This window comes from Tsukamurella pseudospumae (assembly GCF_001575195.1).
Lineage (GTDB): Bacteria > Actinomycetota > Actinomycetes > Mycobacteriales > Mycobacteriaceae > Tsukamurella > Tsukamurella pseudospumae.
In genome coordinates this window covers 158,227-184,250 of record NZ_LSRF01000057.1, presented here as the reverse complement: position 1 = coordinate 184,250, position 26,024 = coordinate 158,227, and the positions used below count along the sequence as shown (strand labels likewise).

At 71.1% G+C, this 26,024-nt stretch carries 33 protein-coding genes; 11 read left to right on the top strand and 22 right to left on the bottom strand.

Features of this window, described 5'->3' with window-relative positions:
- Positions 1-19: 19 nt before the first annotated feature.
- Entirely contained in the window at positions 20-886 is an 867-nt protein-coding gene (locus tag AXK60_RS17945) for a hypothetical protein (protein ID WP_068573237.1), read from the bottom strand.
- Between the two features lie 80 nt (positions 887-966).
- On the opposite strand from AXK60_RS17945, the gene AXK60_RS17940 reads away from it, so the two are divergent.
- Positions 967-1,350, top strand: coding sequence for a DoxX family protein (locus AXK60_RS17940; RefSeq protein WP_068573235.1), 384 nt, complete (start codon positions 967-969; stop codon positions 1,348-1,350).
- Here the strand turns inward: AXK60_RS17940 and AXK60_RS17935 are convergent.
- A complete protein-coding gene (locus AXK60_RS17935; RefSeq protein WP_068573234.1) occupies positions 1,325-1,840 on the bottom strand; it encodes an OsmC family protein in 516 nt (171 codons plus the stop codon). The two genes, AXK60_RS17940 and AXK60_RS17935, sit on opposite strands and share 26 nt — an antisense overlap.
- Before the next feature lie 109 nt (positions 1,841-1,949).
- Between AXK60_RS17935 and AXK60_RS17930 the strand changes: the two genes are divergently transcribed.
- On the top strand, positions 1,950-3,158 hold the full coding sequence (locus AXK60_RS17930) for a hypothetical protein (protein ID WP_068573232.1): 1,209 nt from the start codon (positions 1,950-1,952) through the stop codon (positions 3,156-3,158).
- Here AXK60_RS17930 and AXK60_RS17925 read toward each other — a convergent pair.
- The 7 genes from AXK60_RS17925 to rplN form a co-directional block, all read right to left on the bottom strand.
- Positions 3,155-4,273: a cellulase family glycosylhydrolase gene (locus AXK60_RS17925; RefSeq protein ID WP_068573446.1), complete on the bottom strand. Its 1,119-nt coding sequence runs from the start codon at positions 4,271-4,273 to the stop codon at positions 3,155-3,157. The two genes, AXK60_RS17930 and AXK60_RS17925, sit on opposite strands and share 4 nt — an antisense overlap.
- A gap of 257 nt (positions 4,274-4,530) precedes the next feature.
- Positions 4,531-5,256 (bottom strand): hypothetical protein, encoded by a 726-nt coding sequence (locus AXK60_RS17920; protein ID WP_244881127.1) that lies wholly within the window; start codon positions 5,254-5,256, stop codon positions 4,531-4,533.
- 30 nt (positions 5,257-5,286) lie between these two features.
- A complete protein-coding gene (locus tag AXK60_RS17915; protein WP_068573230.1) occupies positions 5,287-6,627 on the bottom strand; it encodes a phosphatase PAP2 family protein in 1,341 nt (446 codons plus the stop codon).
- Positions 6,628-6,797: 170 nt separating this feature from the next.
- Complete coding sequence (locus AXK60_RS17910) at positions 6,798-6,983, bottom strand: type Z 30S ribosomal protein S14 (RefSeq protein ID WP_068522657.1); 186 nt, start codon at positions 6,981-6,983, stop codon at positions 6,798-6,800.
- A gap of 3 nt (positions 6,984-6,986) precedes the next feature.
- Positions 6,987-7,550, bottom strand: coding sequence for a 50S ribosomal protein L5 (gene rplE / locus AXK60_RS17905; RefSeq protein WP_068573229.1), 564 nt, complete (start codon positions 7,548-7,550; stop codon positions 6,987-6,989).
- A gap of 1 nt (position 7,551) precedes the next feature.
- Complete coding sequence (gene rplX / locus AXK60_RS17900) at positions 7,552-7,857, bottom strand: 50S ribosomal protein L24 (RefSeq protein ID WP_068573227.1); 306 nt, start codon at positions 7,855-7,857, stop codon at positions 7,552-7,554.
- Position 7,858: 1 nt separating this feature from the next.
- On the bottom strand, positions 7,859-8,227 hold the full coding sequence (gene rplN, locus AXK60_RS17895; RefSeq protein WP_068573225.1) for a 50S ribosomal protein L14: 369 nt from the start codon (positions 8,225-8,227) through the stop codon (positions 7,859-7,861).
- A gap of 438 nt (positions 8,228-8,665) precedes the next feature.
- Between rplN and AXK60_RS17890 the strand changes: the two genes are divergently transcribed.
- The 4 genes from AXK60_RS17890 to AXK60_RS17875 are packed head-to-tail and all read left to right on the top strand — an operon-like array spanning position 8,666 to position 13,992.
- The gene (locus AXK60_RS17890) at positions 8,666-9,700 is read left to right on the top strand and encodes an endonuclease domain-containing protein (RefSeq protein WP_068573221.1); all 1,035 of its coding nucleotides are present in this window, start codon (positions 8,666-8,668) and stop codon (positions 9,698-9,700) included.
- 16 nt (positions 9,701-9,716) lie between these two features.
- Positions 9,717-10,427, top strand: a complete 711-nt coding sequence (locus tag AXK60_RS17885) for a hypothetical protein (RefSeq protein WP_068573219.1) — start codon at positions 9,717-9,719, stop codon at positions 10,425-10,427.
- Complete coding sequence (locus tag AXK60_RS17880; protein WP_068573218.1) at positions 10,424-13,753, top strand: helicase HerA domain-containing protein; 3,330 nt, start codon at positions 10,424-10,426, stop codon at positions 13,751-13,753. Before AXK60_RS17885 ends, AXK60_RS17880 begins: the two co-directional genes overlap by 4 nt.
- Entirely contained in the window at positions 13,750-13,992 is a 243-nt protein-coding gene (locus AXK60_RS17875; RefSeq protein WP_068573217.1) for a hypothetical protein, read from the top strand. The genes AXK60_RS17880 and AXK60_RS17875 overlap by 4 nt, the downstream gene beginning before the upstream one ends.
- A 6-nt stretch (positions 13,993-13,998) precedes the next feature.
- On the opposite strand, the gene AXK60_RS17870 is transcribed toward AXK60_RS17875, so the two are convergent.
- Positions 13,999-15,411, bottom strand: coding sequence for a DEAD/DEAH box helicase (locus AXK60_RS17870; protein ID WP_068573442.1), 1,413 nt, complete (start codon positions 15,409-15,411; stop codon positions 13,999-14,001).
- 336 nt (positions 15,412-15,747) lie between these two features.
- Here AXK60_RS17870 and AXK60_RS17865 point away from each other — a divergent pair, with 336 nt between their 5' ends.
- Together AXK60_RS17865 and AXK60_RS17860 are read left to right on the top strand one after the other, a co-directional pair.
- Positions 15,748-16,362 (top strand): hypothetical protein, encoded by a 615-nt coding sequence (locus AXK60_RS17865; protein WP_068573215.1) that lies wholly within the window; start codon positions 15,748-15,750, stop codon positions 16,360-16,362.
- Positions 16,363-16,461: 99 nt separating this feature from the next.
- Positions 16,462-17,007 carry a hypothetical protein gene (locus AXK60_RS17860; RefSeq protein ID WP_068573213.1) on the top strand — a complete coding sequence of 182 codons (546 nt, stop codon included), beginning with the start codon at positions 16,462-16,464 and terminating at the stop codon, positions 17,005-17,007.
- Between the two features lie 75 nt (positions 17,008-17,082).
- Here AXK60_RS17860 and rpsQ read toward each other — a convergent pair whose 3' ends face one another.
- From rpsQ to rpsJ, 11 genes are read right to left on the bottom strand one after another with little or no spacing between them, the layout of a single operon-like run.
- A complete protein-coding gene (rpsQ, locus tag AXK60_RS17855) occupies positions 17,083-17,367 on the bottom strand; it encodes a 30S ribosomal protein S17 (RefSeq protein WP_068573211.1) in 285 nt (94 codons plus the stop codon).
- Positions 17,364-17,594 carry a 50S ribosomal protein L29 gene (gene rpmC / locus AXK60_RS17850; RefSeq protein WP_013128010.1) on the bottom strand — a complete coding sequence of 77 codons (231 nt, stop codon included), beginning with the start codon at positions 17,592-17,594 and terminating at the stop codon, positions 17,364-17,366. The genes rpsQ and rpmC overlap by 4 nt, the downstream gene beginning before the upstream one ends.
- Positions 17,594-18,010 carry a 50S ribosomal protein L16 gene (gene rplP / locus AXK60_RS17845; RefSeq protein WP_068573209.1) on the bottom strand — a complete coding sequence of 139 codons (417 nt, stop codon included), beginning with the start codon at positions 18,008-18,010 and terminating at the stop codon, positions 17,594-17,596. The genes rpmC and rplP overlap by 1 nt, the downstream gene beginning before the upstream one ends.
- A 4-nt stretch (positions 18,011-18,014) precedes the next feature.
- A complete protein-coding gene (gene rpsC, locus AXK60_RS17840) occupies positions 18,015-18,824 on the bottom strand; it encodes a 30S ribosomal protein S3 (protein WP_068573207.1) in 810 nt (269 codons plus the stop codon).
- Positions 18,825-18,826: 2 nt separating this feature from the next.
- Positions 18,827-19,228 (bottom strand): 50S ribosomal protein L22, encoded by a 402-nt coding sequence (gene rplV / locus AXK60_RS17835; RefSeq protein ID WP_068573205.1) that lies wholly within the window; start codon positions 19,226-19,228, stop codon positions 18,827-18,829.
- Positions 19,228-19,509 (bottom strand): 30S ribosomal protein S19, encoded by a 282-nt coding sequence (gene rpsS / locus AXK60_RS17830; protein WP_068573204.1) that lies wholly within the window; start codon positions 19,507-19,509, stop codon positions 19,228-19,230. Before rpsS ends, rplV begins: the two co-directional genes overlap by 1 nt.
- Positions 19,510-19,523: 14 nt before the next feature.
- Positions 19,524-20,360, bottom strand: coding sequence for a 50S ribosomal protein L2 (gene rplB, locus AXK60_RS17825; protein WP_068573202.1), 837 nt, complete (start codon positions 20,358-20,360; stop codon positions 19,524-19,526).
- Positions 20,361-20,672, bottom strand: coding sequence for a 50S ribosomal protein L23 (gene rplW, locus AXK60_RS17820; protein ID WP_068573200.1), 312 nt, complete (start codon positions 20,670-20,672; stop codon positions 20,361-20,363). It abuts the gene before it with no gap.
- Positions 20,672-21,325: a 50S ribosomal protein L4 gene (rplD, locus tag AXK60_RS17815; RefSeq protein ID WP_068573199.1), complete on the bottom strand. Its 654-nt coding sequence runs from the start codon at positions 21,323-21,325 to the stop codon at positions 20,672-20,674. Before rplD ends, rplW begins: the two co-directional genes overlap by 1 nt.
- The gene (gene rplC, locus AXK60_RS17810) at positions 21,322-21,987 is read right to left on the bottom strand and encodes a 50S ribosomal protein L3 (protein WP_068573197.1); all 666 of its coding nucleotides are present in this window, start codon (positions 21,985-21,987) and stop codon (positions 21,322-21,324) included. The genes rplD and rplC overlap by 4 nt, the downstream gene beginning before the upstream one ends.
- 20 nt (positions 21,988-22,007) lie before the next feature.
- On the bottom strand, positions 22,008-22,313 hold the full coding sequence (gene rpsJ, locus AXK60_RS17805) for a 30S ribosomal protein S10 (protein ID WP_003938093.1): 306 nt from the start codon (positions 22,311-22,313) through the stop codon (positions 22,008-22,010).
- Between the two features lie 382 nt (positions 22,314-22,695).
- On the opposite strand from rpsJ, the gene AXK60_RS17800 reads away from it, so the two are divergent.
- Entirely contained in the window at positions 22,696-23,703 is a 1,008-nt protein-coding gene (locus AXK60_RS17800) for an alpha/beta hydrolase family protein (RefSeq protein ID WP_068573195.1), read from the top strand.
- A 143-nt stretch (positions 23,704-23,846) separates the two neighbouring features.
- Here AXK60_RS17800 and AXK60_RS17795 read toward each other — a convergent pair whose 3' ends face one another.
- Complete coding sequence (locus AXK60_RS17795) at positions 23,847-24,470, bottom strand: hypothetical protein (protein WP_068573193.1); 624 nt, start codon at positions 24,468-24,470, stop codon at positions 23,847-23,849.
- A gap of 93 nt (positions 24,471-24,563) precedes the next feature.
- On the opposite strand from AXK60_RS17795, the gene AXK60_RS17790 reads away from it, so the two are divergent.
- Both AXK60_RS17790 and AXK60_RS17785 read left to right on the top strand, forming a co-directional pair.
- Positions 24,564-25,046 carry a hotdog fold domain-containing protein gene (locus tag AXK60_RS17790; protein WP_068573191.1) on the top strand — a complete coding sequence of 161 codons (483 nt, stop codon included), beginning with the start codon at positions 24,564-24,566 and terminating at the stop codon, positions 25,044-25,046.
- A gap of 121 nt (positions 25,047-25,167) precedes the next feature.
- Positions 25,168-25,899: a chymotrypsin family serine protease gene (locus AXK60_RS17785; RefSeq protein WP_068573190.1), complete on the top strand. Its 732-nt coding sequence runs from the start codon at positions 25,168-25,170 to the stop codon at positions 25,897-25,899.
- Positions 25,900-26,024: the final 125 nt, after the last annotated feature.

Below are 26,024 nucleotides of genomic sequence, written 5' to 3'. Positions count from 1 at the left end.
CCGGCGCGTGATGCCCGGGTCACTCCCGGCGCGTGAGCTTGTAGTGCAGCCGCAGCGCCGTCGCCGGCCCGACCGGCACGACGTGATCGGTGCGCAGCGTCCCCTCGTCGTCGACGTACAGCTGGAAGCTCTCGTGCAACGGCACCCGCTTGGCGAAGTCGCGGCCACTGTCGTGGACGGTGATGTACGCGCCGTCGGCGCCCCACGGGCCCCGCGGCGACGCCAGTTCGAGCGCTCCGCCCGGCCGGTCGGAGGGCCGTAGGAAGACCTGCAGGTTCCCCGCCTCGAGCGGGAAGGTGACGTGCACGCTGGGGCGGTCGGCGCCGGGCAGGGTCCGCGTGGAGTAGCAGCCGCTGAACACCGTGTCGCCGGAGCTGCGCAGTGTCCGGATCCAGCCGGCGGCGACCTGCTCGCCCGCACTGTCGGTGAGCACGGACACCCGGCCGTCGAGCCCGCGCGCGACGTCCAGGGGGTTCGTCGGGAGCGCGAGCTGCTGCACGCGCCGGCCGAAGCCGCGCGAGACGATCTCGCCGCCCGGCTGGAACAGCGGCGACCAGCTGCTCCACACCTCCATCCGCCACCGCGCGGTGCGCGCGTAGAAGTCGACGATCGACGGGTGCAACGCCGACGGGTCGAATCCCGCCCCGGCCAGGGCGCCCCAGTCGGGGATCAGTCCCGCGTCGGGCAGGTCGTGGTGGACCGTGCCGCCCCGGCGGGCGGCCTCGGCCTCGAGCCACGCCGTCCCGACGGGTCCGGGGCCGACCGTCGGCGCCCGGAGCCAGGCGTCGGCACCGTCGAGGTCGATCTCCCGCCCGGTCAGGCGCCAGAACTTCCGCGTCCCCAGGTCGACGGTGCCGGCGAACCGACGTTTCGGAGCATCACGCATGCCGTCACCCCATCACACCCGCGCCGCGTCCGCCCTCGGGAGGACGACGGGGCGCGGGGCGCGGCGTACCGTCGAAGGGCATGAAGGTCTCCGAGATCGTGCACGAACCCCGCCTCTATCAGCTGGCCGCCGCGGGCCAGGCGGCCGACGCAGCGATCTGCGTGCAGCCGATCCCCTACGTCGCCGCGTGCCTCGACTCCGTGGGGTGGCCCGACGGTGGGCGGTGGTTCTTCCCGGTGGTCAAGGGCGCGTCGGCGCTGGGGCTCGCGGCGGCGCCGCGGTGGCCCGGCCTGGCCCGGTTCACCGCGATCATGCTGACGCTGTACTTCAGCGTCGCGGTCGGCATGCACGTGCGGGCCCGCGACCTGCGGCTGAACTTCGCCGCCGCCTCGTCGATGCTGGTGTTCTACGCCGCGCTCGCCGCGACGGGGCCGCGCGTCAGTTCACCCGCAGCGTCGTCGTGACCGGGGTGGGGTTCTGGGTGAGGTCCAGGACCGGGCAGTGCGCGTCGACGGTGTCGGTCAGCTCGCGGTAGCGCTCCTCGCTGTCCGGGCCGGTGATGTCGACGGTGACCCGCACGGCCGTGAATCCGGGGCGGACGGTGTCGTCCAGGCCGAAGAAGCCGCGCACGTCGAGGTCGCCCTCGGCGCTGAGCTTCAGCTCGTCGATGCTCACGCCCAGCTTGTCCGCGTAGAAGCGGTAGGTCACGACCTGGCAGGCCAGGAGCGCGCCCAGGTACGCCTCGACGGGGTTGATCGCGGTGTCCGTGCCGCCGAGCGTGGGCGGCTCGTCGACCGCGAGAGTGTGCTGCCGGGCCGTCGTGACGCTGCCGACGGTGCCCTGCGGCACCGCGGTCGCGGAGAACACCACGTGCGCGTTGGCGACATTGCGCGAGACGGCCTCAGCGGTCGCGTCGATGATGGCGGTGAGGGTTCCGGTCGCGGATGCGGTCATGTGGGGTTCCTTCGGTGGGGGCGGATGGTTCTTCCGCGGACCGTATGACCGTTTCGCCCGGGACGCACTGGTTGCGCTCAGCATGATTGCCTGCGGATATTCTGACCCCGTGTCCACCTCCCTCACGGTCGCCCTGCTCGCGGTGCTCACCACGGTGGGCCTGGTCGGGTCCGTCGTGTCCGACGGTGCCGCCTCCCTCGTCTGGGCCGTGACGACCGTCGCGGTCGCGGGGCTGCTCGCGTGGCGCCTGCGGTCCGCCCCGCCGGGGATGGGGCTGGTCGCCGCGTTCATCACCGGCATCCTCGTGGTGTCCGCCGGGTTGCCGGTGGCGATCGTGATGACCGAGGGCGACGCCGGACCGGGTTCACGGGCGAGCGCCGCGGACGAGACGATCGACCCGTCGACCGAGGTGCAGCGCGTGCTCGCCAAGGCCGAGGAGATCCAGCCGGGTGCCACGAAGACGCTTCGGCAGATCACGATCAGCACGTACTGGACGCAGATGCGGTACCTCGACCTCGCGCGGGGCGAGGAGGTCTGGTTCCAGTTCTCCCGCTCCGGCGGCTCGCACGAGTGGAACTCCCCGTCGCGCAGCACCACGTCCTATCGCGCGGATGCCGCGTTCAGCGCCGCCGACATCGCCGGGCTCGACCTGACCGCCGCGTCCACGAAGGTGGACGCGGCGATCGCCGCCCTCGGCATCGAACGCAAGCCGTCGACGTCGGACAAGATCGAGATCGCACGGCGCAGCTCCGACAAGAAGCTGGTCGCGACCTTCGGCAGGTCGTCCGTCGAATTCGAAACGGACCACGTGGGGAACCTCCCCGACAACCTCGCGCTGGCGAAGGTCGACGGGCTGCTGCCCGTCGCCGAGCGGCTCCTGCGCGACAACGGCTTCACCCCGGACCAGTCGGTGCTCGACGACCTCGAGTACCGCGTCTTCGCGACGAACGCCAGCTCCGTCGGATCAGGGAAGGGCACCGTCGAGATCACGGTCCGCGGGGCGGGGAAGTACGGGACGCTGAAGGAGACGGTCGGGAAGTTCCCGGAGGTACGACTGAGCCCGTCCACCTACACGCCCGACGACGCCTTCCCGCTGCGCGCGATCACCACGGCCGCGATCGAGAAGGCCCGCTCCGACGTCGAGCAGCGCTTCTCCGTGCCACCGATCGACGCCCACGCCCTGGGCCTGCACGTCGATACGGACACGCGGACCAGCTCACGCGCCGTGCCTCCACCGATCCTGCAAGTGGGCCTCGGCCCGAACTCGGACCACCGCGCGTACTACCGGATCGACGGCAGCTACCTGCGCGCCGATTAGGTCCGGGCGGTGAGGCGGCGCACCGTCGACACCTCGGACTCCCGGTAGGCGCGCCCGTCCGGCCACAGGAGGTCGTGGAACCACTGCGCGGGCTGACGCGCCCCGACGTAGGGCTGCTTCCACGAGTCCCACGGGTAGTAGGTCTGGCTACGGCCGGCCACGAAGCCCCACTGATAGGCGTCGATGCCGAGCTCCTGGCAGATCGGCAGGATCGTCTCGATCGTGCTGCCCTGCGGGCGGGCCATGTACTCCGTGAGCAGCATCGGCCGGCCCTGCTTCGCGAGATCCGCGGCCATGGCGCGGAACTTCTCCGGCGGGTCGTAGCTGTGGAAGCTGATGACGTCCGACTGGGCGAGCTGGATCGCGCGGATCTCGGGGCGGGTGTCGGCCCAGACGCCGGAGGTCAGCGGCTGCGTCGGGGCGCCGGCGCGGGCCCACTCGAAGGCCTTCGGGAGCAGCTGCGCGACGCGGGCCACCTTGTCCGGCGGGCTCAGCGGGTAGGAGTCGGCGAGGTTCTCCGGCTCGTTCCACACGTCCCACGCGATCACGCGCGGATCGTTCGCGAAGGCCTTGACCACGCCGGTCGCGTAGGCCTGCAGCGTGCTGGTGTCGGGGTTGGTCAGGCCCGCGGCGCCCGGGCTCTGCACCCAGGTCGAGTTGTGCACGCCGGGCGTGGGCTCGCGCTGGACGCCCGGCTTCGGGTTCGGATCCCAGCACGAGTCGAACAGCACGAACATGACCTTGATGCCGTTGGTGTTCGCGACGGTGAGGAACTGGTCGAGGCGCCGCACGAAGCCGGTCGGGTCGGCGGTCCACAGCTGGTCCTGCAGGAACACGCGCATCGTGGTCATGCCGAGCCCCTTGGCCCAGCTGAGCTCGAGGTTCATCCGCACCGGGTCGAAGGTCTGCGCCTGGAACATCTCGAACTGGTTCCCGGCGTTGGCGTTGATGTAGTTCGCGCCGACCATCCAGGGGTTCTGCGCGCGCCACTGCTGCGCACGTTCGGGGGTCCAGCGGGTTGCGGGCCCGGCGGGCGCGCCCGGCGTCGTCGGCCCGACGGTGCCGCCCGCCCCCGGTCCGGAGCCCGGGTCGGCGGCGGCACGCGCCGCGATCATCGCGGCCGGCACCGCAGCGGCGGCCGCACCCAGCAGCACCCGTCGAGTCACAACAGTCACACTGACACCATAGGCAACAATTGTCACGGGAGTGTTGCGGCGCGCGGCAGCGCGCGCCGCGGACCACCGCGCATTTCGGGTGCGAACGGCTTCCCGCACCCGTTTCGCGCAGCCGCACCCTGCACGCCGGGGGCGCTGGCGCATTTCAGGTGCGGATGACCTCGCGCACCCGTTCTGCGCGCGGCGATCGGTTCCGATCAGCTCTCGATGGCCTTGCGGGCCTCTGCCTCCAGCTCGGCGCGGAACCGCGGCGGCGCGGGTAGGACGCCGCGGTCGACCAGCCGGTCGACGGTGCTCACCACCTGGTTCAGGTACGCCGCCCGCTCTGCGGCGGTGCTGGACGAAGCGTGACGGTAGAGCTTGAGCCCACGGTCGAGGTCGCGGGCGTCCTCGGCGGGCAGCCCGGTGGTGCCGGTGCTGCGGGCGTGCCGGTCGGCGGCGTACCAGGTGGTGCGCAGGTCGGTGACGGCATCGGCGTACTCCGCGGCGGACTCCTCGCCGGGGTATTCGTCGGTGCGCAGGGCGCCCGCGTGCTCGAGGGCGTCGTGGAAGGCGATGACCTTCGGCGAGCTGAGGTCCCACATCGCGGGGAAACGGAGCAGCATCTCCGGGTCGAGCTCGTAGCCCGCGTACTCGGACAGCACCTCGTCGTGACGGCCCGTCGCACGCTCCCACAGCGCCCTGCCCGACGGCGCCGGGGTCGCCTTCGGCTGCGCCCGCGGCCGCTGCGGCGCAGGGGCGTCGACGAACCGCAGCGGGTCGGGCCGGCGCACCGCCGCCTCGTTGCCGGGGCCGGCGAGGAGCACGACCATCGCGATGATCAGGCCACCGGCCAGGAACAGCATCCCGATCGGCCCGATGAAGCGCGTCGCGATCAATCCGACGGCGGCGACGCCGAGTGCCACCGCGATCGCGCTACGCATCGGAATCACCCACATCGGACAGCGTAGCCGTCAGGCCGCGAGCGCCTGCTGCCCCACCGGAGGTGCGGTGGCGGCATCGTCGAGCGACGGGGGCCGCGCGATCCGCGCGTAGGCGACCACCATGACGCCCACGACACCGAGCAGTGCCACGGCGGCGAGATGGCCGCCCTGCGCCATGGGGACGCTGAGGTACCGGATGGCGAGCAGGATCGCGGCGAAGGCCACCGTCCCGCCCACGACGGTGACGATGCGGCGGGGGTGCCAGCCGTCCTCGGGGCGGATCATCGCGGCCTCGAGGGTGAGGGCGAAGACGAGGCCGGCCACGAGGTCGACGCCGTAGTGGGCGCCGAGGCCCAGGGTCGCCGAGATCGTGCACACCCACCAGACGACGCCGAACAGCTTGAGCAGGCGCGGCCCGCGCAGGGCGTGCACGAGGATCGCGGTGGCCCAGGCGGTGTGCAGGCTGGGCATGCAGTTGCGCGGCGCCTGCTGGCTGAAGTACGCCGAGACGGGCTCGAGCGAGGTGGGCACCACGTGCGGCCAGACGTTCATCCAGCCCGCGCCGGCGACCTCGTTGCCGAAGGCGTACGCGGGGCCGACGACCGGGAACAGGAAGTAGACGACCGGGCCGATGGCGCCGATCAGGATGAAGGACTTCACGATGTGGTGCCGCGGGAAGCCCTCGGTGGAGCTGCGCCGCAGCTGGAAGTAGGCGACCACGGCCGCCCCGACGGGCAGGTAGGTGTAGACCTTCGTGATCAGCCACAGGTACCAGCCGTGCTCGTGCACGAGCCGCCCCATCACCCACGACGGGCTGCCGAGCGCGCGGTCGGCGACCTCGACGAAGTGGTCGGCGACATCGGGCAGCGCCTGCATCGTCAGGCCCAGCCAGACGGCGGAGACGGCGTTCGCAGCGATGAGGATCGCGGCGACGCCGGCGGCCTTGAGCGCCGCGGCCCGCTCCGAGCCGGTCAGGCGGGTGCCGGCGTAGACGGTGAGCGCGAGGAGCCCCCACATCACGCCGTTGCCGAAGTGCAGCGGCGACCCGGCCAGCAAGCGCTCGCCGTTGAACAGCACCTCGACCCCGGCCACGACGCCGACGAAGGGCAGCCGCAGCCGCGCGGGCATGCACATCAGGGCCAGTGCGAGGGCGGCGACCTTCACCTCACCGGTGACGGGACGGCCGACGAAGTCGGAGACGAGGCCGTGCACCGGGCCGCGGAGCCCGTAGTACATCGCCGCGGCCTGGATCACCAGGACGAACGCGACGACGGCGAGCACCGCCCAGGTCCATTGCCTCTTCCCCCAGCCGCGGCGGGAGCGCTCCCCGCGTGGACCCCGCGGGAGCGCGAAGTCTGCACGCACCAACATGAGATGACAGCATAGTTAACGGACGGGTAACTCTGTGAATCCGAACGGCGTTTCGTGATGGAGAACGCTCGAAAAAACGACAGCGGGCGCGCATCCCCGAAGGGATGCGCGCCCGTTTTGTCTGTGTCCGGTGAGGCCGGACGGTGTCCCGGGTCAGACCCGGGGATCACTCACCAGCTGCTCTTGTGCACACCGGGGAGCTCGCCGGCGTGCGCCATCTCGCGCAGGCACACACGGCAGAGGCCGAACTTGCGGAACACCGAGTGCGGGCGGCCGCACTTGTTGCAACGGGTGTACGCGCGGACGGCGAACTTCGGCTTCTTGTTGGCCTTGTTGACCAGCGCCTTCTTTGCCATGGCTCAGTTCTCCTTGAAGGGGAAGCCGAGGTGCTTGAGCAGTGCGCGGCCTTCCTCATTGTTGGTGGCAGTGGTGACGACGGTGATGTCCATGCCGCGCGGGCGGTCGATGGAGTCCACGTCGATCTCGTGGAACATCGACTGCTCGTTCAGGCCGAACGTGTAGTTGCCGTTGCCGTCGAACTGGTTGCCGTTGAGGCCGCGGAAGTCGCGGATACGGGGCAGCGCGATCGAGGTGAGGCGATCGAGGAACTCCCACATGCGGTCGCCACGGAGGGTGACGCGCGCGCCGATGGGCATGCCCTCACGCAGCTTGAACTGCGCGATGGACTTGCGGGCCTTGCGGATCTCCGGCTTCTGGCCGGTGATCAGCTCGAGGTCCTTGACGGCGCCGTTGATGAGCTTGGCGTCGCGGGCGGCGTCGCCGACGCCCATGTTCACGACCACCTTGACGACGCCGGGGATCTGCATCACGTTGGCGTAGTCGAACTCGCTCTTGAGCGCGTCCTTGATCTCGGCGCGGTAGCGCGCCTTCAGGCGCGGCTGGGTCTTCTCAGAGGTGGTCATCTCAGATGTCCTTCCCGTTCTTGCGGGAGATCCGCACGCGCTTGCCGGTCTCCTCGTCGGTCCGGTAGCCCACGCGGGTGGGGTTGCCGTCCGAGTCGACGACCATCACGTTGGAGACGTGGATCGGGGCCTCACGGACCTCGATCCCGCCCTGCGCGGTGGCGGACGTGCTGGTGTGCTTCTTGATCCGGTTGACGCCCTCGACGAGGACCTTGTCAGCCTGCGGGAAGGACTCGACGACCTTGCCCTTCGCGCCCTTGTCGGGTCCCGAGACCACGATGACGGTGTCGCCCTTGTGCACCTTCATGTCAGAGCACCTCCGGGGCCAGCGAAACGATCTTCATGAACTTCTTGTCGCGCAGCTCGCGGCCGACCGGGCCGAAGATGCGGGTGCCACGAGGATCGTTGTCGTTCTTGATGATGACAGCGGCGTTCTCGTCGAACTTGATGTACGAGCCGTCCGGACGGCGGCGCTCCTTGGAGGTGCGCACGATCACGGCCTTGACGACCTCGCCACGCTTGACGTTGCCGCCGGGGATGGCGTCCTTGACAGTGGCGACGATGATGTCACCGATGCCGGCATAGCGGCGCGAGCTTCCACCGAGCACGCGGATGCAGAGGATTTCCTTAGCACCCGTGTTGTCGGCGACCCGCACTCGCGATTCCTGCTGAATCACTAGAGAGTCTCCTCAGACCTGGATTTTCATGCGCGCCGGATTACCGACCCGAACACGCGCGGTCCGCCACCTGTGGCACGAGGCCGCAGGCAACCGGTCCATGATAGAGGAAACCGCAGGTCGCTGTCGAATCACGCCCGGTCAGCCCCTCGGCCCCCTGTCCCCCAGGTCCGACGGTGCGCCGCCGCCACCCCACGCGGTCGCGATGGGGCCGGCCACTGCCCGCACCGGGCAGAACGGGTGCGGGAAGCCATCCGCACCCGAAATGCGCCAGCGCACCCGGCACGCAGGGTGCGACCGGGCGAAACGGCTGCGGGAAGCCATCCGCACCCCGAAACGCGCCGGCGCACCCGGAGGACCCTCGCGCGGGCGCAGACCGTGTCGTTCGACCGGATGACGTGCTATGTGCCGCGACGGGCATGCCGTAACTTCCAAGACGTGCAGCTCTCGGACCTCCCGTCGGGCGGGGTGACGCGCCTGCGGGCCACGTCGCCGCTCGCGCTGGCGGCCGCTGCGGAGCGCCGCGGACCGGAGGATCCGATCGTCGTGTTCCCGGGGCTCACGCAGCCGCTGGGATCCGCGCCCAGCGCGATCATCGAGGACGTGCTCGCGCGGACCGTCGCGGTCGCGCTCGAGCTGTTCCCCGCGTGGCTGCCCGCCGCGGACGGCGCCGACGGCACGGACGGCGCCCCCGAATCCGACGGCGTCCTGGACCGGTTCGCGGTCCGCTCGCTCAGTCATCGGCACGACGGTGCAGCCGGGCTCGGGACGGCCCTCGGGGCGCTCGCGACCGCGGCGCTGCGGCCCGAGTCGATCGCCGCGTTCACGGAACTGCCGGCGGCGGACCGTCGGAGCGCGGTCGAGTACGCGCTGACCCGCGGCTACGGCGCCGGGCGCGCGGCCCTGGCGCTGGTGGTCGACCGGCTCATCGCCCCGCATCAGGCCGACGCGCTGTCCGTCGGCGCGCAGTGGCTGGCGCGCGGCGGCTGCGCCGTCTGGCTGCTCGGTCCCGGTGCGGCTCCGCTCGACCGGTTCCCCGTCGTCGACGGTCCGCCCGTCCCCGACGACGAGGACGCCTGGCCCACCGAGCACACGGTGGGCTTCGAGCCCGCCCCGCTCTACCCGCCGGTCGCAGGCAGACCGCACCCGGCGAGCGCGGCGGAGAAGTACCTGGAACAGGGGCTGGCGCGGGTGGACTGGGCCGCGGCGCGGCACTGGAACTACGCCGTCGACCTGGGTCCGCTGCACCCGCCCGTGCGCGTGGACCTGCTGTTCCCGCAGCCCCGGTTGGTCGTCGAGATCGACGGCCCGGACCATCGCTCGGTCGAGAAGTACGAGGCCGACCGGCGCCGCGACGCGGACCTCCTGCTCGCCGGGTTCCGCGTGCTGCGGTTGACGAACAGCCGGATCTTGGGAGACCTCGCCGAGTCGATGTCCGTCATCCGTACATTGGTGCTGTCGGGAACGCGATGACAGAAGGGCGTGTCGGGTGAGCGAGTCGATCGCCGGTCTCACCGGCACGGAGACCGCGGTGCTGCTGGTCCTGGCCGCCGCGGTCGAACCGGTCCGCAACCCCGATCTCCAGCAGTTCGGACCCGCCCTCGAGGCGCCCGCACGCCGCCGGCTCGTCGATCGCGGACTCCTGGACGTGGAGAAGGGATCCCGGGGGGCGCTCGTGCTCTCCCTCACCGACAAGGGCTGGGCCGCCGCCGCCGATCTGCTCGAGTCGCCTCCCCCGCCGCGCGCGACCCCGCAGCTGCGCGCGATGCTCACGTTCGCCGCGGGCATCGGCCGCTACCTGCGCCGCGAGTCGCTCGCGCTCGGCGAGGTCATGATGCCCGGGCCGGGCACCCCGGAGCCGGTCCCGGCACCGTCTGGCCCGGGCGCGGCACCGTCGGCGCCGGTTCCGCAGTCCGACGATGCCGCCCACGCCCGCCCGGCAGGAAGCCCCGTCGAGCGGGTGCGCGCGGCGTACCTGCGGATCGCGGCGCCCGGCGCGTGGGTGGCGCTGCACCGCTTGCGCGCGGCGCTGCCGGACCTGCCCCGCGCGGACCTCGACGACGCCCTGCGCGACCTCTACCCCGAGCCCGGCGTGCACATCGTCGCGGAGGACAATCTCAAAGCCCTCACCGCCGAGGACCGCGCCGCCGCGCTGCACCTCGGCGGGAGGCCCCTGCACGCGATACGGATCACCCGATGACACTGTCCGACCTGCAGCGCGCCGCGCTGCGCTCCGTCCGCCTGAGCTGGGCCCCCACCTACGAGGAGGTGTGGGACACGGCGACGGAGGACATGCACGTCGACGGCCTGCACACCGACGTCTGGGAGGACCTCGAGGACGCGCTCGGCGACGCGGTCGCGTCCACCGGCGCCTCCCCCACCGGCCTGGTGATCACGGGCAACGCGGGCACCGGAAAGACCCACCTGCTCACCCGGTTCCGCGCCGAGGTGCAGTCGGCGGGCCACTACTTCGTCCTGCTCGAGCTGCTCGACGCGTCGGATTTCTGGCGCGCCGCCCTGACCTCGCTGCGCAGCTCGCTGCTCCGCCCGGCGCGCGACCACGAGACGCAGCTCGCGCAGCTGTTGTGGCTGCTCTCGGACGAGGCCGGGCTGTCGCGGGCGCACCGTCGGGAGTTCTCGGGCGACGCGGTGCCCACCCCCGAGGGCCTCGACGCGCTGGTCGCGGCCATGAGCAAGCGGCGCCCGCAGGTCCGGCAGTACCACGGCGTGCTGCGCGCGCTGGTGCTGCTGGGCTCGCCCGACAGCCGCCTCGCGGACCTGGGCTCCGCCTTCCTCGACGACATCGAGGTCGAGGAGACCGCCGCCGAGCGCCTGCACTGGGGCCTGCCCGCGCACGGCTTCCCCGCCGTCGAGACGGTGCGCGCGATCTCGGCGTTCATGGCCGAGACCGCGGCCACCGTGTTCGCGGTGGACCAGATCGACACCCTGCTCGCGCAGTCCGCGGCCACGCTGACCTCCCCCGATGCCGCGGAGTCCGAGGTGATCGAGCAGGTGGGCCACGGCCTGATGTCGTTGCGGCAGGGCCTGTACCGCACCGTCACCGTCGCCTGCATGCTGCCGACGGCGTGGGAGACGCTCTCCAGCCGGGCGACCGCGTCCGTGGCCGCCCGGTTCCGGGTGGTGGGTCCGCTCAAGTCGCTGCCCGACGGTGCCATCGCCCGCGCGATCGTCGAGCGGCGCCTGACGGCCGCCTACCGGGCGAAGGAGTTCGCGCCGCCCCACCCGACGTGGCCCGTCGCGCCGGAGGCCTTCGCCTCGGCGGTGCACCACACCCCGCGCGACCTGCTCACCAAGGTCGACGCCCACATCCGGGCGTGCGTGTCCACCCGTTCGGACTTCGAGCTCGCCTCCTTCGACGACGGTGCGCCGCGCACCGCCCCGGCGCCGACGGTGCCCGGCCCGACGCCGGAGCCCGCCGTGCAGCCCGCGCTGCCGGAGACCACGCCCGAGGAGGCCCTGGCCCGCATCGACGCGCAGTTCGAGGCGCTGCGGATCCGGGCCCGGGTGGGCGACGTCGCGACGGATCAGGCGGTCGCGGACAAGCGCATGAGCGCGCTGCTCGAGGCCGGACTGCGCGCCTGGACCCGCGAGGACGGCGGCGACGGCTTCCAGATCGAGCGCGGCAACAAGCAGCTCGACGGCCGGCTGCGGCGCCGCCTGCCCGGCCGCGTCGAGGACGAGCAGCACTGGGCCTTCCGCGCCATCCCCGCCCCGAACGCCGTCGCCACCACGAACCGGGTGCAGAGCGCCGCGACCGCGGCCGGCGTCGCTGCGGGCATGGACCGCCGCAAGCTGTTCCTGCTGCGGTCCACGCCCTGGCCCACCAGCCCGAAGGCATCGGCCGTGATCGCCGACGCCGTGGACCGTGGCGCCGAGCTCCTCCCCCTCGACGAGGGCGATCTCGCGACCCTCGACGCGCTGAGCCGGATCATCGCCAATTCCCCTGAGGGGCTGGACGAATGGCTGACCGCCCGGCGCCCCGCGCACGGGCTGCGGATGTTCGCCGGGCTCGAACGCGCGGCCCCGACGGTGACCGGAGCCCGTCCGACGACCTCCCCGCGTCGCGCGCGCGGCCTCATCCCCGGCGACGCGGTGGGCCGGGTCGGCGGGCTGTCGAGCGCCGTCGCGGACGTCATGTTCGGCGGCCCGCCCGCCCCGCGTGCGGACGCCCCGCCCGAGCACGCCCCCGCACACGCGCAGGTGCAGGCGCCGGAGGCACCCGGGCCGGGGGCGGCACCGTCGGAGCCCGGGAGCGTTCCCGTGGGCACCACCGGCGACCGGGCGCCGGTGCTCCTCGACCTCGCCGAGCTGCGCAAGCACACCGCGATCTTCGCGGGCTCGGGCTCGGGCAAGACGGTGCTGATCCGCCGGCTCATCGAGGAGTGCGCGCTGCGCGGCGTGTCCGCGATCGTGCTGGACCCCAACAACGACCTCTCCAGACTGGGTGAGGAGTGGCCGCAGGCGCCGTCGGGCTGGTGGGAGGGCGACGCCGAGCGGGCGCAGCGCTACCTCACCGGCACCGAGACGATCGTGTGGACGCCGAACCGCGAATCAGCGAGACCGCTCGTGCTGCAACCGATCCCGGACTTCGCGGCGCTGCGCACCGGCATGGACGGCGACGATCTCGACGCGCAGGAGGCTCGCGAGGGCTTCGCGATGGCGGTGGAGGCGTGCGCGAGCGCGCTGGAGCAGCACGTGGGCGTGGGCGGCATGCGGCGCGAGCAGCAGCGCGCGATCCTGCGGGAGGCGCTCGACGCGTACGGCCGGCAGGTGGACCGTTCGGACGTGCGCGGCTTCGCCGACTTCCTGCGGGAATGGGATTCGACGCGCAGCAGCCTCGGCAGCGCCGACAAACTGGCCCCGGAGCTCGCGGAGAACCTGCAGGCGGCGCTCATCAACAACCCGCTGCTCGGCGGCCGCGGCGAGGCTGTGGACCCGGTGACGCTGCTGACGCCGTCGGCGGGCAAGATCGCGCGGATCTCGGTGATCAGCCTCATCGGCCTGCCCGACGAGACGCAGCGGCAGACCTTCGTGGCGCAGCTGCAGCTGGCGCTGTTCTCGTGGATCAAGCGGCACCCGGCCGGCGATCGGCCGCTCGGCGCCCTGCTGGTCATGGACGAGGCCCAGCAGATCGCGCCGTCGGGATCGGTGAAGCCGTCCACGGAGTCCACGCTGTTGCTCGCCTCGCAGGCCCGCAAGTACGGGCTCGGGCTGGTGTTCGCGACGCAGGCGCCGAAGGGCCTGCACGACAAGATCGTCGGCAACAGCGCCACGCACTTCTACGGAAAGCTCAACGCGCCGGTGCAGATCCAGGCCGCCAAGGACCTGGCGGCCGCCCGCGGCGGTCGGATCGACGGGATCGGCGGGCTCGGCCCGGGCGACTTCTACCTCGGGTCCGGGGCGTCGACGGTGCGCCTGCACGCCCCGATGTGCCTCTCGCATCACGCCGCGAGCCCGCCCACCGAGGACGAGGTCCTCGCCATCGCACGAAGGAGCACGCCATGAGCCCGAAGAAGAAGCTGAGCTGGAGCGAGCTGTCGCCCCGCGCGAGGACCGCCATCGTCGCGACCGCGGCCGTCGACGCCGGACTCCGGGCATGGGCCCTCGCCGACCTGGCCGGACGCGACGACGCCGAGGTCCGCGGCCCCAAGAAGCTCTGGGGCCTCGGCCTCGGCGTGGTCAACTCCGCGGGCGTCCTGCCCGCGGCCTATCTGCTGTTCGGCCGCGGTACCCGCATGGCGTAGCGGGACTCAGCCCGCGGGGCGGGTTGCGCGACGACGGGGCTGCTGGGCGCGGCCCTGCCCCTGCGGCCGTCCCTGGCCCTGCGTCCGTCCGCCGGACGGTGCCTGGCGCTGCTGACCGGAGCGCTGACCGCCCTGGCCTCGCCCGGCGCCCTGACCGGCGCTGTGGCCGCGACCCGCGGCCTGGCTCTGGCCGCGGCCGGCACCGTCGGACCGCGCTCCCGTGCCCTTGCCGCGCCCGGCGCGACCGCGGCCCGGGGCGTGTCCGCCACCGGCCCGACGCTGCTGCTGCGGCGGCGCCACAGGTGCGGGCTCGACGTAGGGGGCGGTCTCGCCGACCAGGTCGACGACGACCGGCGCGGTCGCGGTGACCGACGTCGGACGCGCGGAGATCGCGGCCTTCTTCAGCAGGACCTGGGTGTCCTTGCGCTGCTCCGGCGTCATCACGGTAACGACGGTGCCCGAGCTGCCGGCGCGGGCCGTGCGGCCGCTGCGGTGCAGGTAGGCCTTGTGCTCGGCGGGCGGGTCGACGTGCACGACCAGCTGCACGTCGTCGACGTGCACGCCGCGGGCGGCGATGTCGGTCGCGACGAGCACCCGGGCGGTGCCCGCGCTGAACGCCTCGAGGTTGCGGTCGCGCTGCGGCTGGCTCAGATTGCCGTGCAGGTCGACCGCGGGGATGCCCTGCGCCGTGAGCTGCTTGGCCAGCTTCTTCGCCTGGTGCTTGGTACGGGTGAACAGGATCCGGCGCCCGGTGCCCGACGCGAGGACGCGGACCAGCTCGCTCTTCTCGTCCTTGCCGCTGACCTCGAAGACGTGGTGCGTCATGTCGACGACCGGCGAGTTCTCGGGGTCGACGGAGTGCGAGACCGGATCGGTCAGGAACTTGCGGACGAGCTTGTCGACGCCGTTGTCGAGCGTGGCCGAGAAGAGCATGCGCTGGCCACCCGTCGGGGTGGCGGCGAGGATCCGGGTGACGACCGGGAGGAAGCCCAGGTCGGCCATGTGATCCGCCTCGTCGAGCACGGTGACCTCGACGCGCGACAGATCGACGATGCGCTGGCGCATCAGGTCCTCGAGGCGACCGGGGCAGGCCACCACGATGTCGACGCCGTTGCTCAGCGCCTGCTCCTGGCGGCCCTGCTTGACGCCGCCGAAGATCGTGGTCACGCGCAGGCCGGCCGCGCGGGCCAGCGGCTCGACGGTGGCGGTGATCTGGGTGGCGAGCTCACGGGTCGGGGCGAGCACGAGGCCGGACGGCTTGCCGGCGGGGGCGCGGTGGCCGGCGATGCGCGCGACCAGCGGGATCGCGAAGGCCAGGGTCTTGCCCGAGCCGGTCTTGCCGCGGCCGAGGACGTCGCGGCCGGCCAGGGTGTCGGGCAGCGTGTCGGCCTGGATGGGGAACGGGGTGCTGCGGTCCATGTCGTGGAGGGCGGCGATGAGGTTCGACGGGACGCCGAGGTCGGCGAAGGAGCGAGTGGACACAGGGGTGCTCACGGCAGGTGTTACCTAACACTGGTGGGTGGCGAAGGCGGCGGTGGCCGCATCCGTTCGCCGCAAGAAAAGAACCGGGAGGTGGTCTCGAGCCGCGTGCGGCGAGACAGGGGCCCGGGAGCCCTACGACGGCGCGGAACGATGAACGTCCCGCATGTTCTAGAGCATAGCAAACCTGTTCGCACGGGCGTGCATACTCGAGGGGGAAGTGCCGACACTCACAGTCCTCGCGGCGGCACCCCTGATGCAACGCGGAGGGGCTTCATGCGCGACAATGCAGTGATGGAGGCGTGCACGTCGACGCACGCCGGGGGAGGCAAGAACATGACCGCACGTACGACCCGTCGGTTCCGCGGACGCGCCGCAGCGGCGCTCGCCGCGGGCGTCTCAGTGGTCGCGCTGGCCGGCTGCGCATCGGTGCCCGGTACCGGCTCCGCCGACCCGAAGGACGTGGCCGCGTACCAGAGCACCATCGCCGCCTCGCGCGCGGCCGCCGCTGCTGCGGCCGGCAAGTCGGCCTGCGCCTCGTGGCAGGCCGGATACGACATCCGGATCGTCGCCAGCCGCGCCACGGTCGCCTTCACCAAGGACCCGAAGTGGACCTGGGACGGCATCACCACCCTGCTCAACGCCGAGCTCGCGGCGATCGACACGGAGTCGGGCAAGTTGCCCGGCGTCATCAGCACCGCGCAGCCCGCGGCCTCGATCCAGACCGCGATCACCGACTACAAGTCCAAGCTGGACGCCTACGGCGCCGCGCTGCGCGTCGACCAGGCGGCCCGCGCCTCGGGCGACGCGACCTGGGCGAAGAGCAACCCCGCGTTCGACGCGCTGGGCACGGCCGCGACGGCCGTCAAGCGGGTGTGCCCGTCGTCCTGAGTCGTCGGCTCACCGCACCAGACGATTCAGTTTTCACAATCACGCGATTCGCGATAGCTTATGCATGTCCTGTTCTTGATTTTGAACTAGAGGTACAGCATGAGCATTCATCAGTGGACCGTCCGGACCCTGTCCGCGGGCGTCCTCGCCGCCGCGATCGCCGCACCGTTGCCGGCTCTCGCCGCCCCCACCCCTGCCCCCACTCCCCCGCCCGCGCCGGCGGCACCGTCGAACAGCGCCGCGAAGGCGACCTGCGACCAGTGGGCGAACAACCGGGCGCCGCGGCTGCGGGCGAGCCGGGCCACCGTCGACTTCACCAAGAACCCGGACTGGACGTGGGCGGGAATCGGCCCCGTGCTCGACCGCGAGCAGAACGCGATCCGCGTCGAACTCGGCACCCTCCCCGGCACCGTCGCCCGCGCGGGCGGCAACCAGCGGCTCGCGAACGCCCTGCGCGCTTATCAGGCTCGGCTCACCGAGTACAACGCCACGCTGAACACGGACCGCGGGGCGCGCGCCAGCGGCGACGCCACCTGGGCCAGGAGGCGCGCCAGCGGCGACGCCACCTGGGCCAGGAGCAACCCCGCGTACAAGCGCGTGACCGACGCGACGAACGCCGTCATCACCCTCTGCCGCACGCTCTGACCCCGAGCACGACGAAGCCCCCGACCCCTCCTCGCGGAGGTGCCGGGGGCTGTTCGTTCGGTGGTGCGGAGCGGCCTACTTCGCCTTCTCCAGCACCTCCACCAGGCGCCAGTGCTTGCTGGCGCTCAGCGGACGGGTCTCCATGATCCGGACGCGGTCGCCGACACCGGCGACGCCCTCTTCGTCATGCGCCTTCACCTTGGAGGTGGTGCGGATGATCTTGCCGTACAGGGAGTGCTTCACGCGGTCCTCGAGCTCGACGACGATGGTCTTCTCCATCTTGTCGGACACGACGTACCCGATGCGGACCTTGCGGCTGTTCCGCTCCTCGGTGGTCACATTGCTTCCGTTCTCGCTCATGCGGCGTCACCCTCCGGGCCGGAGGCCAGGCCGAGCTCCCGCTCGCGCAGGATCGTGTAGATCCGGGCGATGTCGGTACGCACGGTGCGCAGGCGACGGTTGTTGCTCATCTGCCCGGTGGCCATCTGGAACCGCAGGTTGAACAGCTCCTCCTTGGCCTCGCGCAGCTTCTCCACCAGCTCGTCCGCGGTGAGACCGCGGAGATCAGCGGCGACGGTGTTCGACATCAGAACTGCTCCTCTCGGGTCACGATGCGGGTCTTGCAGGGGAGCTTGTGCTGCGCGCGGCGCAAGGCCTCGCGAGCGGTCTCCTCGTTGGGGTAGGACATCTCGAACAGCACACGACCGGGCTTGACGTTCGCGACCCACCACTCGACGGAACCCTTACCGGAACCCATGCGGGTCTCGGCCGGCTTCTTGGTCAGCGGGCGGTCCGGGAAGATGTTGATCCAGACCTTGCCGCCACGCTTGATGTGGCGGTTGATGGCGATACGAGCGGACTCGATCTGACGGTTGGTGATGTAGGCGGGCTCGAGAGCCTGGATGCCGTAGTCACCGAAGGTCACCTTGTTGCCGCCCTTGGACTGGCCGGAGCGACCCGGGTGGTGCTGCTTGCGGTGCTTGACGCGACGGGGGATCAACACGGTGTCAGCCCTCCTGGTTCGTTGCGGCCGGAGCCGCCGCCACCGGAGTGTCCTCCGTTGCGGCGCGACCGGCCTCGGTGCTGGTGGCGGTCGTGCCCGACGCGCCGCTACGACGCGGGCGCTGGGGGCGCTCACGACGCGGGCCGCGACGGTCGTCGTTCGACGGTGCCGCCAGCTCGCGCCGGCCGCCCACGACGTCGCCCTTGTAGATCCACACCTTGACGCCGATCCGCCCGAAGGTGGTCTTCGCCTCGTGCAGGCCGTAGTCGATGTCGGCGCGCAGCGTGTGCAGGGGCACGCGGCCCTCGCGGTAGAACTCGCTGCGGCTCATCTCCGCGCCGCCCAGACGACCCGAGCACTGGACCCGGATGCCCTTGACGTTCGGCTGACGCATCGCCGACTGGATCGCCTTGCGCATCGCGCGGCGGAACGCCACGCGGTTGCTCAGCTGCTCCGCGATGCCCTGCGCGACGAGCTGGGCGTCGGCCTCGGGGTTCTTCACCTCGAGGATGTTCAGCTGCACCTGCTTCTTGGTGAGCTTCTCCAGCTCCGAGCGGATGCGATCGGCCTCGGCGCCGCGGCGGCCGATGACGATGCCCGGACGCGCGGTGTGGATGTCCACCCGCACGCGGTCCCGGGTGCGCTCGATCTCGATCTTGCTGATGCCGGCACGCTCGAGGCTGTCGGTCAGGCGCTTACGGATCTGGACGTCTTCCTTGACGTACTCCGAGTACTGCTTATCGGCGTACCAGCGGGACTTCCAGTCCGTGGTGATGCCGAGGCGGAAGCCGTGGGGATTGATCTTCTGTCCCATGCTTACGCTCCCTTCCGGCTGTTGCGGCTGGCGGCGGGCTTCTTCGCATCCAGCGACTCCACCACGACGGTGATGTGGCTGGTGCGCTTGCGGATCCGGTACGCGCGGCCCTGGGCCCGCGGCTGGATGCGCTTCATGGTCGGGCCCTCGTTGGCGTACGCCTCCGAGACGACCAGGGTGCGCGGGTCGAGACCCAGGTTGTTCTGCGCGTTGGCGATGGCCGAGGCCAGGACCTTCGCGACGGGCTCACTCGCGGCCTGCGGCGCGAACCGCAGGATCGCGAGCGCCTGCTCGGCGTCCTTGCCGCGGACCAGGTCGATGACCCGCCGCGCCTTCATCGGGGTGACCCGGACGAAGCGCGCGGTGGCCGACGCCGAGGTCTGTGCTGCTGTGTCGTTGCTCATTAGCGGCGCTTCGCCTTCCGGTCGTCCTTGATGTGGCCCTTGAACGTCCGCGTCGGGGCGAACTCGCCCAGCTTGTGACCCACCATGTTCTCCGAGACGAACACCGGCACGTGCTTGCGACCGTCATGGACGGCGAAGGTGTGACCGATGAAGTCGGGGATGATGGTGGAGCGGCGCGACCAGGTCTTGATGACCTGCTTGGTGCCCTTGTCGTTCTGGACGTCGACCTTCGCGAGGAGGTGGTCGTCGACGAACGGGCCCTTCTTGAGGCTGCGTGGCATTCTCTAACTCCCTCCTAGCGCTTGTTCTTACCGGACTTGCGGCGACGCACGATCAGCTTGTCGCTCGCCTTGTTCTTGCGGGTGCGGCCCTCGGGCTTGCCCCACGGGCTCACCGGGTGGCGACCACCGGAGGTCTTACCCTCACCACCGCCGTGCGGGTGGTCGACCGGGTTCATGACGACACCACGGACGGTCGGGCGCTTGCCCTTCCACCGCATACGGCCGGCCTTGCCCCAGTTGATGTTGCTCTGCTCGGCGTTGCCCACCTCGCCGACGGTGGCGCGGCAGCGCACGTCGACGCGACGGATCTCGCCGGAGGGCATACGCAGGGTCGCGTACGCGCCCTCCTTGCCCAGCAGCTGGATGCTGGCACCGGCCGAGCGGGCCATCTTGGCACCGCCACCGGGGCGCAGCTCGACGGCGTGGATCACGGTGCCGGCGGGGATGTTGCGCAGTGGCAGGGCGTTGCCCGGCTTGATGTCGGCGTTGGGGCCCGACTCGACGATGTCGCCCTGCTTGAGGTCCTTGGGGGCGAGGATGTAACGCTTCTCGCCGTCCAAGTAGTGCAGCAGTGCGATCCGCGAGGTGCGGTTCGGGTCGTACTCGATGTGCGCGACCTTGGCGTTGATGCCGTCCTTGTCGTGACGACGGAAGTCGATCAGACGGTAGGCGCGCTTGTGGCCGCCACCCTTGTGCCGGGTGGTGATGCGGCCGTGCGCGTTACGGCCACCGTGGCCGTGCAGCGGACGGATCAGCGACTTCTCCGGGGTCGAACGCGTGATCTCGTCGAAGGTCGAGCCCGACGAGCCACGACGACCCGGAGTGGTCGGCTTGTACTTGCGGATAGCCATTTAGCTCGCGCCTCCGAAGATGTCGATGGGCTTGCTATCGGCGCTCAGGGTCACGATGGCGCGCTTGGTGCTCTTGCGCTGACCGTAACCGGCACGGGTGCGCTTGCGCTTGCCCTGGCGGTTCAAGGTGTTGACGCTGTCGACCTTGACGCCGAAGACCTTCTCCACGGCGATCTTGATCTGCGTCTTGTTCGCCTCCGGGTGCACCACGAAGGTGTACGTGTTCTCCTCGATCAGGCCGTAGGCCTTCTCGGAGATCACCGGCGCGAGCAGGATGTCCCGCGGGTCGGCGGGGATGGTTGCGGTTGCCATCAGGCGTTCGCCTCCTCGGTCTTCGTGGCGCTCGCGATGAACGAACCCAGAGCCTCGCGGCTGAACACCAGATCATCGGCGTCGAGGACGTCGTAGGTGTTGAGCTGATCGGCAAAGATCCACTTCGCGTTCGGCAGGTTCTGGACGCTGCGCTGCGCGGTCAGGTCCTCGCGGCCCACGACCACGAGGAACTTCTTGCGCTCCGACAGCGCGGCCAGGAACAGGCGGGCGGTCTTGGTCGACGCCTCCTGGCCGGCCACCAGCTCGGTGACGACGTGGATACGGTCCTCGCGAACCCGGTCGGTGAGGGCACCGCGCAGGGCGGCGGCCTTCATCTTCTTCGGGGTGCGCTGGCTGTAGTCGCGCGGCTGCGGGCCGTGGACGGTGCCACCGCCGTTGAACTGCGGCGCGCGGGTCGAGCCCTGACGGGCGCGGCCGGTGCCCTTCTGGCGGTACGGCTTACGGCCACCGCCGCGGACCTCGCCACGGGTCTTGGTGGAGTGGGTGCCGGCACGCGCAGCGGCGAGCTGGGCCACGACGACCTGATGCATCAGGGCGATGTTGGGCTCCACGTCGAAGATCTCGGCGGGGAGGTCGACGGTGCCGTCGACCTTGCCGTCGGCGGTCTTGACATCGAGAGTCAGCTTGCTCATGCGCGAGCACCACCCTTCACGGCGCTACGGACCATCACGAGGCCGCCCTTGCGGCCGGGGATGGCGCCCTTGATCAGGATGACGCCGGCATCGGCGTCCACCTTGAACACGGACAGGTTCTGCGTGGTCACCTTGTCGGAGCCCATGCGGCCGGCCATCCGGACGCCCTTGAAGACGCGACCCGGGGTGGCACAGCCACCGATGGAACCGGGGGCGCGGTGCACGGCCTGCGCGCCGTGGCTGGCGCCGAGACCGGCGAAGCCGTGGCGCTTCATGACGCCGGCGTAGCCCTTGCCCTTGCTGATGCCGGTGACGTCGACGAAGTTGCCCGCCTCGAACACGTCGGCGCCCAGCTCCTGGCCCACCTCGTAGTCGGCGGCGGCACCGGCGTCGGCGAGCCGCAGCTCGGCGATGTGGCGACGCGGGGTGACACCGGCCTTGGAGAACTGGCCCGAGACGGGCTTGTTCACCTTGCGGGGGTCGATCGCGCCGAAGGCGAGCTGCACGGCGTCGTAGCCGTCAGCGGCCTGGGTACGGATCTGGGTGACCACGTTCGGCCCGGCCTTGACGACGGTGACCGGGACGACCCGGTTGTTCTCGTCGAAGACCTGGGTCATGCCGAGCTTGGTGCCCAGGATTCCCTTGATCTTGTTCTCAGTCATATCGATTTCTCCGCAGCCGCTTACTGGATGTTCACGTCGACGCTGGCCGGCAGGTCGATGCGCATGAGCGCGTCGACCGTCTTCGGCGTCGGGTCCAGGATGTCGATCAGCCGCTTGTGCGTACGCATCTCGAAGTGCTCGCGCGAGTCCTTGTACTTGTGCGGCGAACGGATGACGCAGTACACGTTCTTCTCCGTCGGCAGCGGCACGGGACCGACCACGCGGGCGCCGGTGCGGGTCACGGTCTCGACGATCTTCCGAGCAGACGCGTCGATCGCCTCATGGTCATAGGCCTTGAGCCTGATGCGGATCTTCTGTCCCGCCACGCTGTGTCCTCTTCCGTCAAGTGTTCAAACGTATTGCTAGACACACGGACAGCTGAATCACCTGCGGGAACGTATCCCGCCTGAAGTCGATCGACGCTGTTCATGTGTCAAATTGCTCCGGCCCACGCGGTCGGGCGTGTCGCGCTGGCGCTCATGCTCCGCCGTGTGTTCCGGTGGCTCCCGCGAGGGCGCCGGGTCGATACCGTCATCGAGTGGCAGACCAGCCCGTATCACGGAGACGTCATACGAGACCGCGCCGCCCGACAAGGCAACCCGACCAGTATGCACTGCTCGAGCCGCTTCTTCAAATCGAACCGGTCGATCCGGTCGGTGCGATTCGCGTCACACCCGGCGAGCCGTGCGCTCTGGAAGAATGAGTCCCATGACCGAGCAGCGCGTCGCGCCGAAGCTGGGCGCGCTGATCCTGGTGGGATCACTGGGCGCCGGGGTCGTCGGCTGCACCATTGACTCCAGGACCGGGCCCGGCGGACCGTCGGCCTCCGTGGCCGCGTCGAAGGCCCGGATCGTGGCGCGCCCCGCTACTACCGTCCGCGACGACGCCGTCCGCTACACCTATCCAGCGCCGAACGCCGACCCCCGGCAGAACTACGGCACTCTCTACCTCCCGCGGGGCGCGCACGCCCCGCGCTCGCTCCCGGTGGTGGTGCTGATCCACGGCGGTGGATGGCGGAACCGCTCCAGCGCCGGCTACATGGCCGAGGTCGCGCGGGCGCTGCAGGCGGCCGGCCTGGCGGTGTGGAACATCGAGTACCGGCGCGTCGGGTCCGGGGGCGGCTGGCCCACCACCTTCACCGACGTGGGGTACGCCGTCGACCACGTGCCCGCCCTCGCGGAGGCCGCACCCGCGCTGGATCCGGCGAACGTGATCCTCGTGGGGCACAGCGCCGGCGGTCAGCTCGCGGCGTGGGCGGCCTCGCGGCGCATCCTGCCGCCGGGGTCACCCGGAGTGACCTGGCCCGCGGGCGGCGGCCCGACGGTGACCCCGCGCGCGTTCGTGTCCATGGCGGGTGTGCTCGACATGCGCACCAGCTCGCGCCTCAACGATCACGTGCGGAACGCGCTCGGCGGGATGCCCGACCGGGTGCCCGAGCGGTACGCCCTGGCCAACCCGATCCAGCGCATCGACCCGACGATGCCCTCCGTCGCGATCCACGGGACCAAGGACACCGTCGTGCCGGACGAGGAGTCCGTGGCCTTCGTCGCCGCGGCGCAGGCTCTGGGCGCACCGTCGCTGCTGGTCCAGCTCGACGGTGCCAACCACGGCACCCCCGTCAACACCCGATCGCCGTACTGGCCGCGGATCCAGGCGACGATCGTGCGGCTCGCGAACGAGGGCTTCGACGCCCTCGCCGCGAACCCGCCCCGCTGACCGGCGCGGCACAGCCCCCGGATCACTCGGCTGATCTCCGGCCCCGGGCCCATGCCGCCAGCCATGGATCCTCGGTGCGAGTCTGCGGCGACACGCCGAGCGGTCGTCGACGACACGCACCGAGGATCGGCCAGGCGGACTCGTCAGGCCGTGAACCAGCGGCGCGCGGGCTCCGACGCCCACAGCAGGATCGGGACCGCGATCGTGGCGACGACACCCCAGCAGGTGAGGATCATCAGCCCGGCGGCGACGGTCGCGATGATCGCGATGCGCTTGGTCCGCTGCTGCAGCAGGAGCACGCCGGCCGCCACACCGAACAAGCAGATGAGGAGCTGGGCGATGCCGACCCCGACGACGATGCCCGTGGCGGCGCCGTTGTCGAGCCCGGCGACGCTCACCGACGAGGTGAAGATGCTGATCAGGGACAACAGCCCGAACAGGCCTCCGAACGCGATGAGCACGATCGCCGCGGCGAGCACCGTGCCGGGCCGGGTCGTGGGCACCGGACCGCCGAACCCGGGCTGACCGAAGCCCTGCTGCGGGTAGCCGGGCTGACCGTACGGCTGCTGGTATCCGGACTGACCGTAGGGCTGCTGTTGCGAGTAGTCCGGCTGGCCGTAGGGCTGCTGGCCGTAGGGCTGCTGCTGCGGGTAGCCGGGCTGGCCGTAGGGCTGCTGCGGGTACTCGGGCAGGCCGCCGTTCTGCTGTCCGCCCTGCGGGTTCTGCGGATCCTGCGGGCTCTGGCCGTACGGGTCGTTCGCGGTCATAGATCTCCCCTTCACTGATGTGTCCGATCACGCTACCCCCGGTTCCCCCGGTCGCGTCTCGCACTTGAACTTACCGCGCGGTAAGATAGCGGTATGACGAACACCAGCACGTTGAAGATGTGGCGCACGCTGAGCGACAAGCCGCTCGGCAAGCTGGCCTTCTCGGCCGCCGCCTCGCTCAAGGCCCCGTACTTCGCGTCGGTCACCCCGTACATCTCCGAGATCGAGTACGGCCGCGCGGTCGTCCACGGCCCCAAGTGGTGGTTCGTGCAGAACCACATCGGCACCTTCCACGCCATCGCTGCGTGCAACCTGGCCGAGGTCGGCATGGGCATGGTCATGGAGGCCTCCACGCCGGGCACCCACCGCTGGCTGCCGAAGTCGATGACGGTGGACTACCTCGCCAAGGCCGAGTCCTCGCTCGTCGCGACCGCGACGCTGGCCGAGGAGATCGACTGGGAGGCGATCACCACCGGGCGCGAGGTCGCCGTCGACATCGCAGTCCGCGACAAGAAGGGCACCGAGGTGGTGCACGCCCGGATCACGACCTGGGTCACACCCAAGCCCTCGAAGTGACCGATTTCTGCAACTCACACACCACTGGCAACGTGAGTTAACAGGGTTCACTCGGTTTACAGGCGGTGTGGTGTGTGGCACGCTACCGTCGCACAGTCCTGCGCCCGGCCCGAGGAGAATCATGCGCCGCACCACCGTGACCACGCCCCGCTCCGCGGCCGCGTCCGTCGCCCGTCGGGCGGCCGCCACGATGGCCGCCCTGGGCACCGTCGCCGTGCTCGTGCCCGGCTCGGCCCAGGCCGAGCCGGTGACCACCATCGTCCCCGGCAGTTCCGTGCTCACGGTGTCGAAGCTCGTCGGGAACGTCGCCGACGGACGCGGTTGCACCGTCGGGTTCATCGGGCAGCGCCCCGACGGTTCGCGGGTGGGCCTCTACGCCGGCCACTGCGGCGACCAGGGCCAGCAGGTCGTGGTCGACGGCCGCATCGTCGGCGTGAACACCGCCTCGTCGGCGCCCAGCCTGACCAAGACCGATCTGTTCGTCGTGCCGGACGCCCCCGACTGGGGCGTGTTCGCCCTCGACCCGAAGCTGGCGAAGGCCGCGCCCGGCGGCCGGATCCGTCCGAGCACGGTCGGCACCGCGCGGGCCGGCGACCAGGTCTGCAGCCAGGGCATCTCGTCCGGCTGGCGCTGCGGTTCCGTGGTGAGCGTCGACGGCGGGTACATCGCCACGACGATCCCCGTGCAGGTCGGCGACAGCGGCGGGCCGCTGATCCGCACCTCCGACAACGCCGCGCTCGGCATCGCCAGTCGCGCCGCCACCTTCGACGGTCCGCTGCGCCGCAACGGTTCCCTCTTCTACGACCTGGGTTCTGCGCTCCGCGCGAGCGGCACGTCGCTGGTCGTCGGGTAGTCAACGCCGCAGCGAGGCCCGTCTCCGTGGCAGGCACGAGATGTCTCGATCGTGCGCGTGAGCCCCGAGCGGCGCACTCGGATTCCGTCCACCTCGGACACGCTGTCCGGACCGGACAAGATCCG

Bases quoted from the DNA above. Each gene is read 5' to 3' on its own strand.
- AXK60_RS17945 (WP_068573237.1), bottom strand. From the start codon at position 886: ATGCGTGATGCTCCGAAACGTCGGTTCGCCGGCACCGTCGACCTGGGG.
- AXK60_RS17940 (WP_068573235.1), top strand. From the start codon at position 967: ATGAAGGTCTCCGAGATCGTGCACGAACCCCGCCTCTATCAGCTGGCC.
- AXK60_RS17935 (WP_068573234.1), bottom strand. From the start codon at position 1,840: ATGACCGCATCCGCGACCGGAACCCTCACCGCCATCATCGACGCGACC.
- AXK60_RS17925 (WP_068573446.1), bottom strand. From the start codon at position 4,273: ATGATCGCGGCGCGTGCCGCCGCCGACCCGGGCTCCGGACCGGGGGCG.
- AXK60_RS17920 (WP_244881127.1), bottom strand. From the start codon at position 5,256: ATGCGTAGCGCGATCGCGGTGGCACTCGGCGTCGCCGCCGTCGGATTG.
- AXK60_RS17915 (WP_068573230.1), bottom strand. From the start codon at position 6,627: ATGTTGGTGCGTGCAGACTTCGCGCTCCCGCGGGGTCCACGCGGGGAG.
- AXK60_RS17910 (WP_068522657.1), bottom strand. From the start codon at position 6,983: ATGGCAAAGAAGGCGCTGGTCAACAAGGCCAACAAGAAGCCGAAGTTC.
- rplE (WP_068573229.1), bottom strand. From the start codon at position 7,550: ATGACCACCTCTGAGAAGACCCAGCCGCGCCTGAAGGCGCGCTACCGC.
- rplX (WP_068573227.1), bottom strand. From the start codon at position 7,857: ATGAAGGTGCACAAGGGCGACACCGTCATCGTGGTCTCGGGACCCGAC.
- AXK60_RS17880 (WP_068573218.1), top strand. From the start codon at position 10,424: ATGACACTGTCCGACCTGCAGCGCGCCGCGCTGCGCTCCGTCCGCCTG.
- AXK60_RS17875 (WP_068573217.1), top strand. From the start codon at position 13,750: ATGAGCCCGAAGAAGAAGCTGAGCTGGAGCGAGCTGTCGCCCCGCGCG.
- AXK60_RS17870 (WP_068573442.1), bottom strand. From the start codon at position 15,411: ATGGACCGCAGCACCCCGTTCCCCATCCAGGCCGACACGCTGCCCGAC.
- AXK60_RS17865 (WP_068573215.1), top strand. From the start codon at position 15,748: ATGCGCGACAATGCAGTGATGGAGGCGTGCACGTCGACGCACGCCGGG.
- AXK60_RS17860 (WP_068573213.1), top strand. From the start codon at position 16,462: ATGAGCATTCATCAGTGGACCGTCCGGACCCTGTCCGCGGGCGTCCTC.
- rpsQ (WP_068573211.1), bottom strand. From the start codon at position 17,367: ATGAGCGAGAACGGAAGCAATGTGACCACCGAGGAGCGGAACAGCCGC.
- rpmC (WP_013128010.1), bottom strand. From the start codon at position 17,594: ATGTCGAACACCGTCGCCGCTGATCTCCGCGGTCTCACCGCGGACGAG.
- rpsC (WP_068573207.1), bottom strand. From the start codon at position 18,824: ATGGGACAGAAGATCAATCCCCACGGCTTCCGCCTCGGCATCACCACG.
- rplV (WP_068573205.1), bottom strand. From the start codon at position 19,228: ATGAGCAACGACACAGCAGCACAGACCTCGGCGTCGGCCACCGCGCGC.
- rpsS (WP_068573204.1), bottom strand. From the start codon at position 19,509: ATGCCACGCAGCCTCAAGAAGGGCCCGTTCGTCGACGACCACCTCCTC.
- rplB (WP_068573202.1), bottom strand. From the start codon at position 20,360: ATGGCTATCCGCAAGTACAAGCCGACCACTCCGGGTCGTCGTGGCTCG.
- rplW (WP_068573200.1), bottom strand. From the start codon at position 20,672: ATGGCAACCGCAACCATCCCCGCCGACCCGCGGGACATCCTGCTCGCG.
- rplD (WP_068573199.1), bottom strand. From the start codon at position 21,325: ATGAGCAAGCTGACTCTCGATGTCAAGACCGCCGACGGCAAGGTCGAC.
- rplC (WP_068573197.1), bottom strand. From the start codon at position 21,987: ATGACTGAGAACAAGATCAAGGGAATCCTGGGCACCAAGCTCGGCATG.
- AXK60_RS17800 (WP_068573195.1), top strand. From the start codon at position 22,696: ATGACCGAGCAGCGCGTCGCGCCGAAGCTGGGCGCGCTGATCCTGGTG.
- AXK60_RS17795 (WP_068573193.1), bottom strand. From the start codon at position 24,470: ATGACCGCGAACGACCCGTACGGCCAGAGCCCGCAGGATCCGCAGAAC.
- AXK60_RS17790 (WP_068573191.1), top strand. From the start codon at position 24,564: ATGACGAACACCAGCACGTTGAAGATGTGGCGCACGCTGAGCGACAAG.
- AXK60_RS17785 (WP_068573190.1), top strand. From the start codon at position 25,168: ATGCGCCGCACCACCGTGACCACGCCCCGCTCCGCGGCCGCGTCCGTC.